Source organism: Vibrio sp. S12_S33 (genome assembly GCF_963889785.1).
In the GTDB taxonomy this organism is placed as follows: domain Bacteria; phylum Pseudomonadota; class Gammaproteobacteria; order Enterobacterales; family Vibrionaceae; genus Vibrio; species Vibrio aestuarianus.
On the sequence record NZ_CAWPQZ010000040.1, the window covers coordinates 16579 to 32062 of the forward strand.

13 protein-coding genes are annotated in these 15484 nt (G+C 44.6%); 6 read left to right on the forward strand and 7 right to left on the reverse strand.

Annotated features, from left to right (window positions below; genetic code table 11):
- The first annotated feature begins 10 nt into the window (after positions 1 to 10).
- A complete protein-coding gene (gene galE, locus AACW06_RS15395; protein WP_192075742.1) occupies positions 11 to 1027 on the forward strand; it encodes a UDP-glucose 4-epimerase GalE in 1017 nt (338 codons plus the stop codon).
- 784 nt (positions 1028 to 1811) lie between these two features.
- Here the strand turns inward: galE and AACW06_RS15400 are convergent.
- The 6 genes from AACW06_RS15400 to AACW06_RS15425 are packed head-to-tail and all read right to left on the reverse strand — an operon-like array spanning position 1812 to position 8674.
- Positions 1812 to 2627, reverse strand: coding sequence for a TrmB family transcriptional regulator (locus tag AACW06_RS15400; RefSeq protein WP_192075752.1), 816 nt, complete (start codon positions 2625 to 2627; stop codon positions 1812 to 1814).
- A 57-nt stretch (positions 2628 to 2684) separates the two neighbouring features.
- Positions 2685 to 3584 (reverse strand): ROK family protein, encoded by a 900-nt coding sequence (locus tag AACW06_RS15405; RefSeq protein WP_192075743.1) that lies wholly within the window; start codon positions 3582 to 3584, stop codon positions 2685 to 2687.
- A 13-nt stretch (positions 3585 to 3597) separates the two neighbouring features.
- Complete coding sequence (locus AACW06_RS15410) at positions 3598 to 5367, reverse strand: glycoside hydrolase family 13 protein (RefSeq protein WP_192075744.1); 1770 nt, start codon at positions 5365 to 5367, stop codon at positions 3598 to 3600.
- Between the two features lie 17 nt (positions 5368 to 5384).
- On the reverse strand, positions 5385 to 6218 hold the full coding sequence (locus AACW06_RS15415; RefSeq protein WP_053311028.1) for a sugar ABC transporter permease: 834 nt from the start codon (positions 6216 to 6218) through the stop codon (positions 5385 to 5387).
- Positions 6218 to 7504: a carbohydrate ABC transporter permease gene (locus AACW06_RS15420; protein WP_192075745.1), complete on the reverse strand. Its 1287-nt coding sequence runs from the start codon at positions 7502 to 7504 to the stop codon at positions 6218 to 6220. Before AACW06_RS15420 ends, AACW06_RS15415 begins: the two co-directional genes overlap by 1 nt.
- A gap of 3 nt (positions 7505 to 7507) precedes the next feature.
- The gene (locus AACW06_RS15425) at positions 7508 to 8674 is read right to left on the reverse strand and encodes a sugar ABC transporter substrate-binding protein (protein ID WP_443263599.1); all 1167 of its coding nucleotides are present in this window, start codon (positions 8672 to 8674) and stop codon (positions 7508 to 7510) included.
- A 449-nt stretch (positions 8675 to 9123) separates the two neighbouring features.
- Between AACW06_RS15425 and AACW06_RS15430 the strand changes: the two genes are divergently transcribed.
- The 5 genes from AACW06_RS15430 to AACW06_RS15450 all read left to right on the forward strand — a co-directional run bounded on the left by AACW06_RS15430 (position 9124) and on the right by AACW06_RS15450 (position 14951).
- The gene (locus tag AACW06_RS15430; protein ID WP_192075747.1) at positions 9124 to 10161 is read left to right on the forward strand and encodes a porin; all 1038 of its coding nucleotides are present in this window, start codon (positions 9124 to 9126) and stop codon (positions 10159 to 10161) included.
- 28 nt (positions 10162 to 10189) lie between these two features.
- A complete protein-coding gene (gene lpxD / locus AACW06_RS15435; RefSeq protein ID WP_192075748.1) occupies positions 10190 to 11209 on the forward strand; it encodes a UDP-3-O-(3-hydroxymyristoyl)glucosamine N-acyltransferase in 1020 nt (339 codons plus the stop codon).
- 22 nt (positions 11210 to 11231) lie between these two features.
- A complete protein-coding gene (locus tag AACW06_RS15440; RefSeq protein WP_192075749.1) occupies positions 11232 to 11717 on the forward strand; it encodes a glycosidase in 486 nt (161 codons plus the stop codon).
- 103 nt (positions 11718 to 11820) lie between these two features.
- On the forward strand, positions 11821 to 12960 hold the full coding sequence (locus tag AACW06_RS15445) for an ABC transporter ATP-binding protein (protein WP_192075750.1): 1140 nt from the start codon (positions 11821 to 11823) through the stop codon (positions 12958 to 12960).
- Positions 12961 to 12983: 23 nt separating this feature from the next.
- Positions 12984 to 14951 carry an alpha-amylase family glycosyl hydrolase gene (locus tag AACW06_RS15450; protein WP_192075751.1) on the forward strand — a complete coding sequence of 656 codons (1968 nt, stop codon included), beginning with the start codon at positions 12984 to 12986 and terminating at the stop codon, positions 14949 to 14951.
- Between the two features lie 42 nt (positions 14952 to 14993).
- Here AACW06_RS15450 and AACW06_RS15455 read toward each other — a convergent pair whose 3' ends face one another.
- Positions 14994 to 15281, reverse strand: a complete 288-nt coding sequence (locus AACW06_RS15455; RefSeq protein WP_192075753.1) for a hypothetical protein — start codon at positions 15279 to 15281, stop codon at positions 14994 to 14996.
- Positions 15282 to 15484: the final 203 nt, after the last annotated feature.

Consider the following 15484-nt stretch of genomic DNA (forward strand, 5'->3'; position numbering starts at 1 on the left):
GTTTATTCAAATGAATGTATTAGTAACGGGCGGGATGGGTTATATCGGTAGCCATACCTGCATCCAAATGATTCAAGCTGGAATGACACCAGTTATTTTTGATAACTTGTATAACAGCAAATCGTCAGTGTTAGAACGTATAGAAAAAGTTTCTGGTGTAAAACCAGCCTTTATTCTAGGGGATATTCGTGATAAATCACAACTTATCAATGTTCTGAAAGAGCATGATATCCAAGCGGTAATCCACTTTGCTGGTTTGAAAGCAGTGGGTGAGTCAGTAGAGAAACCACTGGAATACTACGACAATAACGTTAACGGTACATTGGTACTAGTGTCAGCGATGAGAGAAGTAGAGGTGAAGACATTAGTGTTCAGTTCATCTGCAACCGTTTATGGCGACCCTGCTTCAGTGCCAATCACCGAAAATTTCCCAACCAGTGCAACCAACCCTTATGGTCGCAGTAAATTGATGGTGGAAGAGTGTTTGACCGACTTCCAAAAAGCTAACCCTGACTGGAGCATTACGCTACTTCGCTACTTTAACCCGGTTGGTTCACACCCATCGGGCGAATTAGGCGAGGATCCACAAGGAACTCCCAATAATCTGATGCCTTTCGTTTCACAAGTCGCGGTCGGTCGACGAGAATTTTTGTCGGTATTTGGTAGTGATTACCCAACAAAAGATGGTACTGGTATTCGTGATTATATCCATGTGATGGATTTGTCGGATGGACATGTTGCTGCTCTTGAAAAAGTGGGTGAAAAATCAGGCCTACATATCTATAACCTAGGAACAGGTAATGGCTACAGTGTACTTGATATGGTCAAAGCATTTGAACAAGCTTCAGGTCAAACCATACCTTACCAATTAGTTGAACGTCGTGCAGGTGACATTGCTGAATGTTGGGCTGATCCAACTAAAGCAATCACCGAACTTGGATGGGAAGCTAAGCGCACCTTACAAGCAATGACGGAAGATACGTGGCGTTGGCAATCGAACAATCCACAGGGTTATCCTGACGTATAATGTAATCAAGCCAGTCAACTGACTGGCTTTTTAAGGAATCTATGTTAGTTAGGTCGTTTAATTCTACATTCATATACCTAAACAACTTAAAGTTGCAGGTAGGCGGCAAGTGAGTTCATCCCCATGAGCATAGATAAACTATGTGATTGGGGTGAGCGAATGTAGCCAACACCGCTGCAACTTCAAGTAGGAAGGGTATAGTCCCTATTCACAGCTATACTTATTAGCGGTGTCGATTAATATGATCTTAAAACGAAGATTTGAGTTTATGCATAAACTGATATTATTGGTTTTATTTTTTTCTGCCAGCGTAAGCGCGGTTGACATTCAACCTTATATTGTTAATGGTACGGATACCACTTCGGCAACATACCCTTCATTCGCGAGTCTTTTCTATCAAACATCCGATGACTTACCTCATAACGTTAGGTTAGGAAGTTAGTTACTGAACTTACTAACCTTCCAAGCTCAACTGAATACTTATCACACTTTTGGACAGAACGAGCTAGAGCTATTGCATAACAAGCTTCTGCGTGATTAGAAAAAGTATCTTGGAGCCTTAAATTGCTGATATGGCGTCACTTCAGTTAATTTAACCGGTCATAAACTGGCGCTATATCCTATGGCGATCTTTACAAATTTACACCACGACTAAATTGAGCTTCTACAGTAGCTATAATCCAACAATTATCTTCTAATCGCAGTAATAAAGATGGAAGTCCAATATCTTTATATTCTGTATTTGAAATGTTTACAATGTGTACAGGGTTAGAGCTATCTGCCTTTACGGAGTAATTTCATGGGGCTGACGTTTCATATCGTCATGAACCATCGCATTGTCCAGTTCGTGAATTGTGCCGATGCGGATACGCTTTTCTGGAGCCAGCTTTTCGTATTCAGTGAGGTAAATATCACTGTGGATGTGTTCAGCAATCATCTTGACCAACAGGCGGTTGTTGGTATACAAGCCGACAGCTTCTTCACGGTGTGAGAACATTAAGCCTTGCTTCATGTCGGCAACGAGCATAAAGCGGTGCGAAGGGTATTCGGTTTCTTCAATATCAGAGCGAGCATAAAGTTCAATCCTTGCATGAGGTACAGCAATGCGATTAAACGAGAAAGCGATAATACGCACCCCACGCTCAGCAGCATCGTTTAATTCTGGTGAGAATCTTGGGTCGAGTTGGAAATCGGTGTTTAAGTATATTTCCACCTGCGCCAATTCGATCACCTCTTTGGCTTTTTGCACCAAGTTGTCTATACCAGAGACATTGAAAACAAACTCTTTTTCCTCTGTGAGCATCATTCGTGACAGCTCTTTTTTGAGAATATGGATGTTTTCTACCGTGTTTTTCTCGATCTGGTTAAAGATAAGTTCAGGTGATTTGGCTTCGTACTCTTTGGTATCGCCATCAGACATAAAGATATAGCCATTTTTGTATAGGTTGTCGATGGAAGAGTAAACAGAAGAACGCGATAGCGAGATATCTTTCGCGATCTTGTAACCACTGGCACAACCGTTTTTGAGAAGGTTGATATATACCAAGGAGTCCGTTTTTGTAAAACCAAAATTCATCAACTTTGTCACCAAGTCTGACACGGTTTGCCCTCTAAAATTATTCAATATTGTGTTCCATTCTGATTAGGTTATCACTGGTTAAGCTCTGAGCCTAACTTGACGTGCAAGTCGTTGTGGTTTTGTTTGAACTGCGCCGCGAGCAATCGAAAAATCCTCATAAGGCAGAGCCATTATTGTCGGAAGCGGAGAGAGAGCACAATAGCGACTTAGTGCCACTCTGAGGTCACTTGAGATCGGCGCATAGCTCGATACGCTGCCAAGCATTAGCACACTTTTGGGCAAGTTCTGTTCGATATGTGGTGTGAGCGCGCGCGCTAACTGATCAATGTAGCGTCGATATGTACGTGCGGCGATAGGGTCGCCAGAATCCAGAGCGCTAAAAATTTCTTTCACGTTTGCTCGTTGAAGCAGGATCTGTTCATACTGTCGCTCTAACCCTGAGACGCAAACAAACTGTTCAGTGCACGCTTCACTGTTGCAGGGGCATGCGGGGACCAGACCATCTAGGACGAAATCGTAGCCAGGTAAAGCAACGTGTGCCCATGGGATAGAGCGCATGGTGCGTTGGGGGATGCCTCTGCGAGTTCTGGTATAGCAGTAAAGTTCACACTCATTATCAACCACAACGCAGAGTACATCTCCAACCTTTATCTCCGATAACATCTCAGGTGAGTTGTGTAACCCAGCCTCAACAAAGTTAGTCTGACTGCAAGGGATTCGATAGTGCTGTTCAATCAAGGTGTCTAAAACCAGTTGATGCTGCTCAAGCCGCTCTTGGACTTCACCGGTTATCGCCAACCCAATGCAACGGAAGGAACTGTAAATCCATTGGAAGTTGTCTACTACCTGAAATACCTGCTGCTTCACCGCTTGTGCGGTATGAGCAAGGCTCTGCTGACTTGAATACAAGGTATTAAGTTGCGCATCGAGCACCGTTGCTTTGAGTTGAATTTTATCTATCGAGATCCCTAGATACATACGTTGTCCTCGCTTAGTTGTACCAGTATCCGTAAGCCGCTAAGTTGATGTCAGTACCATCAAGCTCTACGGTCGCTGGCGATCCGCTGTTGTTGAGTAAGAAGCGTCTTGAACCGCGTTGATAGCCGACGACAGTTGGATGATGAGTGTCGAGCCAGTTAATAAATGGCTGGTTAAAGCAATCATCACTTTTTCTCAGTTCAATTAGGTGTTGAATGAAGGCTTTGAAATCGAGCTCTGTCTGATTAGGAGACCAGTTCATGCAGCGACGGTTATCTTCAAGCCCCATGCCTTTTTGCCCTTCCATAGCGACTTCGCCACCATAATAAATACAGGGAGCGCCAACCTGAGTGAACATGAACAGATACGCCAGTTTTGCTCGACGAAGATCTTTACCACAAAGGCTCATCAATCGGGTCGTATCATGGCTTTCAAGCAAGTTAAACATCGCTTCATTAACGTTACGCGGATAGGCCAAATAAGCACTGGTCACTGTTTCCATAAACTGCTGCTTGTTATGTGCATCAAGCGCAAAGTAATCGGTGATGGCCTGGGTCATTGGGTAGTTCATCAGTGAGTCATACTGATCACCACGTAGCCAAGGCATACCTTCATGCCAAATCTCACCGAGAATGTAACAATCGGGCTTCACCTGTTTGACGACGTTACGAAACTCGCGCCAGAACTGATGATCGACTTCATTGGCCACATCCAGTCGCCAGCCATCGATGTCAAATTCTTCGACCCAATAACGGGCGACCTCTAACAGGTATTGGCGGCACGGCGGATGTTCAGTGTTGAGTTTGGGCATCTCAAGTACATTACCGAAGGTTTCGTAGTTAAAGTTCCAGCAATCCCATTCTGACTTGTCAGTCTCAGGGTAAACCGGGAACTGATTGATCCAAAACCAATCTGCGTACGGTGATTTCTCGCCATTGTTCACCACATCTAACCAAAATGGATGTTGGTCCCCGATGTGATTGAAGACTGCATCGAGCATGACTTTCATGCCTCGCTTGTGGGCTTCTTGAATCAGAGTTCTAAATGCCTCGTTGCCACCAAAATGAGGATCGACATTAAAGTAATCTACGGTATCGTATTTGTGGCTGGTATTCGCGGTAAAAATAGGACAGAGATAGAGGCCGTTGATGCCTAATTCCTGCAGGTAATCAAGGTGTTCAATCACTCCCCAAAGATCGCCACCCATAAAGTTGTGAGACGTGGGCACACTGCCCCATGGTTCGGCACCTTTAGGGCTTATTTCTGGCCTGCCATTGGCGAATCGTTCAGGAAAAACCTGGTACCAAACGGTTGATTTAATCCAGTCAGGTGTCTTAAGAACATCTTTGGGATTGATGTAAGGGAAACAGAAAAAGTTGCTCAGATTACTCAGTTCTTTTTCTTCGATTGCTTGACAGTCGAGATCAACAGTACGTTTTTCGCCAAACACTATCTTCTCACCATCTTTGCCATACAGGATAAATCCGTAACGACTACGGCGCTTTGGTGGTGTAAATTCCGCAAACCAATGGTCGTGATGCTCAGTGACACCTTCTAGTTGCATGGGAATTTCATTGCCACCGACCCAACCGTGGGCATCACTGCCACCTAAGTTACCACCGTCTAATCCTCCTTCTGCCCATCGATAAGGATCCCCTATCCATAAGCCAACACGATCAATTTCGCCTTTGGCACTTTTTAATCGGAGGTGCAAAGTATTCTCATCATAGGCGTAGCTGTCAGCACTTTTAACGGTGTGTATAAGTGAGCTTCGGGTAATCATAAATAATGGTCCTGTTATTATTCTTTTACTGCGCCACTCACCAAGCCTGTGGTGATGTGTTTTTGAGTTGCGACAAAAAGCAAAGTAATCGGCACTGCGACAAGCAGCGATCCTGCGGCGAATAGGGTGAAGTTTTCTGCAGAGTTAGAGGTGATCCAACTGAATATACCAATGGCTAAGGTCATTTTCTCTTCACTACGCAAGATAAGTGTCGGCAGAATGAAATCCATCCATGGGCCGGTAAACGACACCAGAGCAACAAAGACCAATATAGGTTTAGCCAGAGGTAAGATGATTTCGATGAAAATAGTCATGTGTCCCGCACCGTCTATTTTTGCAGCTTCATCGAGCGAAGTAGGAATCGCATCAAAGTAGCCTTTCACCAACCAGGTCATAAATGGCAGCGAACCTGCAACATAGACGAATAGTAACCCCGCGTAGGTATCGATCATGTTGAGTTTAGAGAGCAGGATGTAAATCGCTGTCATCGATAAAAAGGCTGGGAACATCTGCAAGACGAGAACGCCCATCAATACATTGCGTTTACCTTTGAATCGATAGCGTGAAAACACGTAGGCGGTCATAGTCACCACCACTAGCGATATGATCATATTCGCAGTCGCCAGTGCGAAGGTGTTGAGATACCACTGGAGGTAAGGGGTGTCTTGAAACAGTGCCACATAATGCTCTAGCGAAAAGTCCCATCCGGAAAACGATGAGCTGAACATATTGCTTCCCGGTTTGAATGACGCCAGTACTGTCCAGAGAACCGGGCCTAGTACGAGTGCTGCATTGGTAAAGAGGAACAGATAGATCAAGCCAGTGGCTAATTTTTGCAATAGAAACTTCATTACTTCATCCCTACATCATCGTTAAACGAGGACATCCGTCGGAATTGCCAGATTGCAATCACTGACAAGAACAAGAAAATAATTATCGAAATCACAGACGCGATTTGGTACTGCTGGAAATCGAGCGTTAATTTGTAAATCCAAGTGATCAAGATGTCGGTGTGTCCGGCAAATCGATACTCTGGGTTGATAGGGCCACCTTCGGTCAATAGGAAAATTGCGCCAAAGTTATTGAAATTATGTGCAAAAGTCATAACCAGAGAGGGGGCCACTTGATGCAATACCATCGGCAAAGTGATTTCCCTGAACTGTTGGAATTTGTTTGCACCATCGACTTCACTGGCTTCATAAAGATCTTGAGGAATATTGGTTAAGGCACCGGAAATGAGCAGCATGAAATAGGGAGCACCTACCCATACGCTTACGGCAATCACGGTCACTTTAGCCATCCACGGGTCAGACAAAAAAGCGACCGAATCAAAGCCCCAGCTATTTAGGGTCGCGTTAACCGGACCAATGCCATTGAGTAGCAACCGGAACATCAGTAAAGTAACAAATGCAGGGATGGCATAAGGTAATATGAACACAAAGCGCCAAGCCTTTTTCGCCTTAATATTTTTGTTTGATAACGCGAGTGCTAGTACAAAGCCAAAGCCGCAGGTACAGATGGTGGCTAAAATGGCCCACATCACCGTCCAGGTGGCAACGCCAATAAAGGTATTTGACCAGATTCTAAGTTCAAACAAGGCGATAAAGTTTTTAAACCCGACCCAGTCAACCAAGTTCCTTGGCGGAATGTGGTTAGGCGCTGAGTAGTTGGTAAATGAGACCAGTACCGTGATGACAATCGGCATAATGATAAAAGCGATACTGGTTAACATCGCTGGTGAAAGTACCAGTAAGGCAAACTGTCGGTCGTATATCGCTTTAATCTGCTCAATCGCTGACAGCTGGCAAGGCTGACATGATTTAGCGTCACTGATGTTGAGAGCATAAAGACAAAGGAAGACAAACACCGCGATGAGAGCAATGACCCCTTCTACCAATAGAAATACAGAATGATCACCCTGAATAATGGTAAAACCTTCACGGGTTTGGGCGACATCTCCCAAAGTAATAAGTTGCTTTAACGCTAGGCTAAGCTCTGGAATGTTGACGACAAAAAGTATTTGGATCAGCAACCAAACCAACCCTTTGACCCAGTGGCCCTGACGCATTTGCGTTAAGCCCATAATCAAAGCGGAAATATTGAATACTGGTTGCATTCGAGTTTGAGACAACAACATGTCTTACTCCTGTAAACTGATCTGTTCTTTGATCACTGACTCTGCGCGCTTTAACACCTTCTCTGGTGACTTGTCGTTGACCCATAACGAAGTCATCGCACTGGCCATTGGTGACCACAAGTAGCCCATTTCGGGTATTGACGGCATTGCATCTGAAAAATAACCCTGACTGATGATCGCGTAGGTGGCCTCATCGGCATCAACGATGATCTCTTCCATTACCGATTGGACTGGCGGGATCGATTTGGTCATCTCGTAGCGTGTTTTTAGCATTTTGTCGCTACTGAGGTATTTCGCGAACAGTTGGGCAGCCTTAGGGTAGTTTGTAAAAGAGGAGACAACGGCTAGGCGAACCGTCGAAAAAGTTCTTGGCTGTTTACCATCTAGAGTAGGGATTGGAATCACACCATAGTTAACCTTAGATGCTTGATAGCCTTGAATTGCCCACGGGCCATCGATAATTGCCGCGACCTTACCTTCGCTGAATAAACCCCGTCTAACCTGTGGATTACGCATATCCATTGGGTTAGCGCTGTTGGCTGTCTGCAGTTTCTTCATCGCTTGTAAGCCTTGCTGAGCTTTTTCAGATGCAATGCCGATATCCTTGGCATCGGTGCCGTTATCACCAAACTCGTAGGCATCATATAGGGTCAAAAACATGCGTGACTCATAGTAATTCTGCACATCCCACAACAAAGCATATTTATGTTCTTTGTTGTCATTAAATGACTTAGAGAACTCAATGATCTCTTCAAATGATTCAGGGGCTTGTGGAAGAAGATCTTTGTTGTAGAACATAGCAATGGTAGCAAAGCTGACCGGAAATCCGTAATCCTTGCCTTCAGATCGGGCAGCATTGGCCGCACTTGGCAAAAAATGTGAATTGACATGTTTCGCAGAGACTAAATTTTCCATCGCACCACCGGCGACCACTAATCTGCCAAGTAGGTCATGCTCAATTTCGGCCACATCTGCAACGCGAGCGGAGCCTCCATCCTGAATTAATCTTGAAGCTGCATCAATCGGTGCCAGACCACGGAAATCAAACGTCACCTGGTAGCCAAGGTCTTGATTGAATTGGTGGGCGGCGTATTTCATGTAATCGACAGTGGTGTGATCGGTCCAGATTAACAAATTTGCATCTGGTTCAGGTTCAATCGGTTGTGCCATGACAGAGGCGCTAACAAGAGTGGTAAGCAGTATTTGGCTGGTCAATAATTTGGTTTTCATTGTTGCATCCAATTTAGTAGTTCAAGATATACTACTAAATTGAGCCCGATCGATTTTTTAGTCAATTGAAAATTGCTTAAAATAGCGTCTAAATGTGATCTAAATCGATTAAATCGTTTGTCTCATAAGGTCTTTTGAAAAGTTTATGCACACTTATATTGTTAATTCCATTTCTATCGCCAGCGAGTATTAACCCTGATTAAACCTTATTTTTAGTGATGCAAGTCAAATTTTCATATTGGTATCAGTGACCAGGGTCTCATTTGACTCTTATTCACCAAGCAAATATTATTCAGATGCAGAACAATGATTAGGCGTTCAGGCTGAACTACTACTTTATACCCGATTAATATAGATAGAATCCACCTCAATGAGGTTAAGGACATACTGTGAACAGGACTGCACTTTCGCTCAGTATTGCTTGCGCTCTGAGTACTACACCCACTGTCTTTGCTGCGGATAACGGCCCAGCTCCCCAACCAATGGGAGGCAACATTCTGACTCAAACCTTAGATTTTGGTGGCCATGTTGGAACGTCGATTGAATATGAAGACAAGGATATTACAACTTATCAAACCTATGGTGGAAAGACTGAAAATGAACGCACTACCACCCATGAAGTGCTTGGACTGTTTTATAAAAACGCTCACTGGAACTTCTCTTCTCTGTACGCATTTAAATTGACAGAGCGCGTTAAACGCAATCAGGACCGCTCGTACGTTGAAACAGAAGATGGCTATAAGCACCTTATCTCGATAGATAAAAAGTTCCCGTTGCCGAACGGTTTTGAAACTGGAGTTATCTACGACCTTGAATACTCTTTAGGCACAATTGTCAATACAGGGGGAACGAACAACTTACGAACTAAAAGCGCTGAGCATAGTGTTCGTCCTTATTTCAACTTCTATAGCAACGAGTACGATGCAGGCTTCCAGTCCAACCTTGAATATCTCTACAACGATGAGGATAGATCCGCGTGGGGAACTCGAGTTGAAGAAGGTTACTCGGTGTTAGTTAAGCCCTATAAACGTTTTGGTAACTGGGAACTGGGCTTAGAGCTCTTCTATCAAGTCAAGGATAACGATGATAGAAGCGCTGCCGGTGCCATCAATGAAATCAGTGACTTTACTGAAAAGTATGTTGAGCCAATTGTGCAGTACAGCTTTGAAGATGCTGGTACCTTATACGTTCGTGCCCGTTACGGTGAAAATGAAACCAAACTTACACAAGGTTGGGATGCAGGAGAGCAGTACTTTAAGGACATTCGTAAAGCCACTATGGGTTACGAGCAGTCTGTCGGTGATAACTGGTTGCTTAAAGGTGAGTACGAGTGGGCCAAAGATACCGAAACCTTCACTAAGTTTGCTGGAGAGGAGAAGGTCGTTGAGCAGAACACCTTCTTTGTTCAGGCTATTTACCGTCTGTAACACACGTTTATTTGCTTAAGGAATTCCTATGATCACGGTTTCAGAAATTGCTCAATTGATGGGGGGTCAGATAGATGGTGACCCGTGTTTATCTGTGGATACGATTGTGCCGCTTAACAGCCCTAATGAGGGTGGATTGACGATTGTCTTTTCTAAAGCTGAACTCAAGCTCATTGATCAATCAAAAGCGGACGTGATCATAGGACCATCGAACATCTTATCTAGCCAAGCAAAATGCAAAATAGTGATTGAGTCGCTTAAAGCGGACACACTTAATGCATTGTTACGTTATTACAAAGTGCATAAGTATCAATTGTTTGAACAAGGCAATACCTCGGACAATCCAGATGTTTATATAGGGCAGCATTGCCAAATAGGGAAAAATTGCCATTTTATGCCTGGCGTTAAAATAATGAATGGTGTCACTATCGGTGACAATGTTGCCATTCATGCTAACACCGTGATTAAAGAGGGAACTGTGATTGGTAATAACGTCACTATTGATTCCAACAACGCTATTGGTAACTTCAGTTTCGAATATATGAATGGTCTCAATGGTCAGTTTGAGCGAGTGGAAAGTGTTGGACGCGTTATCATCGAAGAAGATGTTGAGATCGGCTGCAATAACGCCATTGATAGAGGAACGTTAGGTGATACCGTGATAGGTAAAGGGACTAAGATAGATAATTTGGTCCAAATTGGTCACGACTGTAACGTAGGCCAACACTGTCTACTGGTTTCTCAGGTCGGCTTAGCGGGACATACCAGATTAGGTAACCATGTCATCGTTCATGGTCAGGCTGGCACCGCAGGCCACATCACCATTGGCGATTATTCTGTTATCAAAGCTAAATCTGGCGTTAGTCAGTCATTTCCCGCGCATAGTGACCTGTTTGGCTATCCGGCCAAAGAGGCTCGTGCGTATTACAAGAACCTCGCTGTTCTCAACAAGCTTACTCGTCAGTTTGATCGTGCCAAACAATCTAATCGTGGCCAAAAAACTGACCAGCCAACCCATTGGTTAAAACGCCTATTCATTGGCCGTTAAACTGAATTAAAAATAAGGATTTATGATGAAAAAAATCATGCTACCTCTGCTACTTAGTGCGTTTGCTGCTGGTTGTTCCAGTACCAGTGACACGACCAGTCAAGCATTACCAACCAATGCGGATAACCTGCTGGCGAAATGCGATTTGCCAACGGTTGAGGATCGCGGTCCGATTCGCCCATCGTTGTTTGTGGTTGGGACATTTGATGAAGGTCAGTGGATTCATCTTGAGGACCGTGAAATGAGCCATAAAGGTGATGGTATCTATCAGGTTGTTCATCAAGAGAAAGCGGGAATGGTCAATGTTCAGTTCGCCACCATGAACTGGAATCCACAATACACGGTTTCAGGACGAGAAATAGGCGTCGACCAAGAAGTTGCCCTCAAGCGTGGTGGCTTTGCTAAAAATACCCGCGTAGATATTCCCGTAGATGGTAAATATGTTTGGTCAATTCAAATTGATGAAAATAAGAATCCAGTGCGCGCGATGATCGCCACTTGTCAGTAACACTGAGCCGTCAGAGACTCTCTGACGGCGTTAAGTTTATAGCTTAATGCACATAGAGATGTGCCGTAAGTTATGAGTTTATAACGCTTTATTTGGAGTACCCATGGCAACAGTTAGCCTAAAACAAGTAGAAAAACAGTATGAAAACGGCTTTAAAGCGGTACACGGAATCGACCTTGAAATCAATGAAGGCGAATTTATGGTGTTTGTCGGCCCATCAGGTTGCGCTAAATCGACCACATTGAGAATGATCGCTGGGCTTGAGTCGATTTCATCAGGGGACGTTTATATTGGTGAGCGCAAAGTGAACGATTTGCCCCCTAAGGATCGTGGTATTGCGATGGTGTTTCAAAACTACGCGCTTTACCCACACAAAACGGTTTTCGACAACATGGCTTTTGGCCTCAAGATGGCTAAAAAATCTAAAGAAGAGATTAAAAAAAGAGTTGAGGAAGCGGCAGAAAAGCTCGAAATCACAGACCTGCTGTACCGTAAGCCCAAAGAAATGTCCGGTGGTCAGCGTCAGCGTGTTGCGGTAGGTCGGGCCATTGTTCGCAAACCGGATGTGTTTCTGTTTGACGAACCGTTATCGAACCTAGATGCCAAGCTTCGTGTCTCGATGAGAGTAAAAATTGCTCAGCTTCATCAATCGCTCAAAGATGAAGGCAACCCGGCCACCATGATTTACGTGACTCATGACCAGACTGAAGCTTTGACACTTGGTGACCGAATCTGTGTATTGAATCAGGGCAAAATCATGCAGGTTGATACACCTGCCAACTTATACAACTACCCAGCGAACCGATTTGTAGCAGGTTTTATCGGCTCTCCTGCGATGAATCTCGTCGACACCGTACTACGCTATGATGGTGAAAATCTAATGGTCGAAATTGCGCCATCTGCTCGAATTCTGATCCCTAAAGCAATGCAAGCGGAACTGGATCAGTACGTGAATAATCCGGTCTGCTTCGGTATCCGTCCAGAACATATATCGCTGGCGCATGAGGGTGAAACACTGAACACCTTTGAAGGCCAGCTATCTGTGGTTGAAAACCTCGGCAACGAAAAGTACCTCTACTTCACGGTGGGTGGTAAAGAGCTGATTGCCCGTGTGCAAGATCAGTCAATCACGACGGCGGACATTGGTCGTACATTCCGTTTCAACCTCAACACCGCGTTTTGTCATATTTTTGATTTTTATAATGAAAACAATCTAATTCACAGCCGACCCTACTCGGCTTAGTTAATAACAACGGGGAACCTCTAATGAATAAACGGACACTGATTTGCAGCGCACTGCTTGCGACATTGGCGATAGGCGGCGGCCTTTCGGCTCCCGCTATAGGTGCGCAAGCCGCAACCACGGCAAGCAGCATTTTCGATTTTAGACAAGAGACGATTTACTTCGTCTTCCTAGATCGATTTAGTGATGGCGACGCGAGCAACAACAGTGGCAACAATCCACTTACTTACGATCCGAGTAACCTCAAGAAGTACGTCGGTGGTGACATTAGAGGTTTAATCAACAAACTGCCTTATCTCAAATCCTTGGGCATCACAGCGATTTGGATTACTCCGCCAGTGGATAATGCCGATAATCTCGATGTGAATGGTGGTGCGGGCTACCACGGATACTGGGGTAAAGATTTCTTCAGAGTGGATGAACATCTAGGCACGATGGATGACTTTAAAGAGTTAAGCCAGTTGATGCACAGCTCGGAATACAACATGAAGTTGGTTCTGGATTACGCACCAAACCACTCCAATGGTAATGATGAAAACGAGTACGGCGCTCTGTATCGTGATGGTGCGTATATTACCGATTACAACACTGATGTTGCCGCAGGTACTAACTGGTATCACCACAATGGCGGTGTTACCAACTGGAATGACTGGTATCAGGTTCGCAACCATAATCTGTTTAACCTTTCTGACTTTAACCAGTCCAATTCCAAGGTTTATAACTACTTGTTGGATGGTGCAAAGTTCTGGATTGATGCGGGTGTTGATGCGATTCGTATTGATGCGATCAAGCACATGGATAAAGAATTTATCCAGCAGTGGACAGGTGATATCTACAACTACGCTTCGACCATTGGTCGCGACGGTTTTTACTTCTTTGGCGAGTGGTTCGGTGCTAGCGCAGCGACAACGACAGGCATTGATAGTTACGCGATCGACTATGCCAACAATTCTGGTTCTGCGTTACTTGATTTTGGTTTCCGTGACACTTTAGAACGAGTTCTGGTTGGCCGCAGCGGTAATACCATGCAGACACTCAATAGCTATCTTAAAACCCGCAACCAAGTGTTCACCAGCGATGACTGGCAGGTCGTATTTATGGATAACCACGATATGGCCCGTATTTCGACCGCGCTCCGTTCGACTGCAAACACTTTTGGTCCAGGAAATAATGAAGCTGGTGGAGGTCAGTCAGAAGCTTTCGCTAAAAAACGCGTCGATCTCGGTTTGGTCGCTACGATGACGGTTCGCGGCATTCCTGCGATTTATTACGGCACCGAGCACTATAGCGCTAACTTTACCACTAATGCGTTCGGTCAGGTTGGTAGTGATCCATACAACCGCGAAGTTATGCCGAGTTTCGCTCAGGAGAGTGATGCATTTAAGATCATTCAATCACTGACTGAATTGAGAAAAACCAGTACCGCTATCCAGAAAGGTGATTACAACCAGAAATGGCTCAATGACGATGTTTTGGTTTATGAACGTAAATTTGAAGACGATGTAGTGTTAGTTGCATTAAATAGAGGTGTCGCGACCACGATTAATGTTTCTGCGTTGTCTCTAGCTGATAGCGACTATACCAGTCTGGTTGGTAGCAATGGTGTTACAGTTTCGCAGGGGGCTGCGACTCTAAACCTTGATCAGAATGAAGCGGTTGTCTTGCATGGTAAGGCGGGAAGTGGTGGTAATGCAGACCTCATCGACGTGACCTTTACTTGTAATAATGGTTACACCCAGTGGGGACAAAGTGTTTATGCGGTCGGCAGTGCCAGCCAACTTGGTAATTGGGCGCCTGCACAGGCAGTGAGACTGGACCCAGCGATTTACCCAACATGGCAAGCAACTATTCAGGTTCCAAGTGGTCAATCCTTCGAATGGAAATGTCTGAAGCGTTCAGAAAGCGATAGTAGCGCTCTGACTGAGTGGCAGTCTGGTGGCAACAATACGGTTAATACCAGCACACAAACTCAAACGAGTGGCTCATTTTAATTCATTATTAACCGGTCTCACTTCTAGGGACTCTATACCCAGCTAGGGGTATTTCAGGTAGCGATACGCTGCCACTTTAGTGAGTTGGTTAAGCTCTTCTTTACCAACACTAGAGCGGGGTGATGCTGTCTTTACTGCGGTAATGCCACTAAGCATCGGTGCATTAGTCGTGGTTTCTGATTGGGAACGGTAGTTTTGACGCAACTGATTAATGGCATCACGGGTAAGAAAGGAGAATGTGAACTCTTTAGGGTAGCCGCTTTCACGTAATGGAAGATGAGGTGCAATACGAGTGTCGTAAATGCTATTTGGAAGTCTCAATAAGTACATCTGTGCCATCTATATGTGTAAGATGATTTTCGAGACTCTAGATACGAAAAAACCGCTGTAAAAACAGCGGTTTTTCTTGTATCGAGAAAACCCCCAGCTAGGCTGGGGGTTCCGTAAAGCTTACAGCTATAAGTCAGTTATATAACCCCTTTCAATTTGATAAAAACGTCTTGTGGTCTGGCAACTGCAAGAGTCAATTAAGA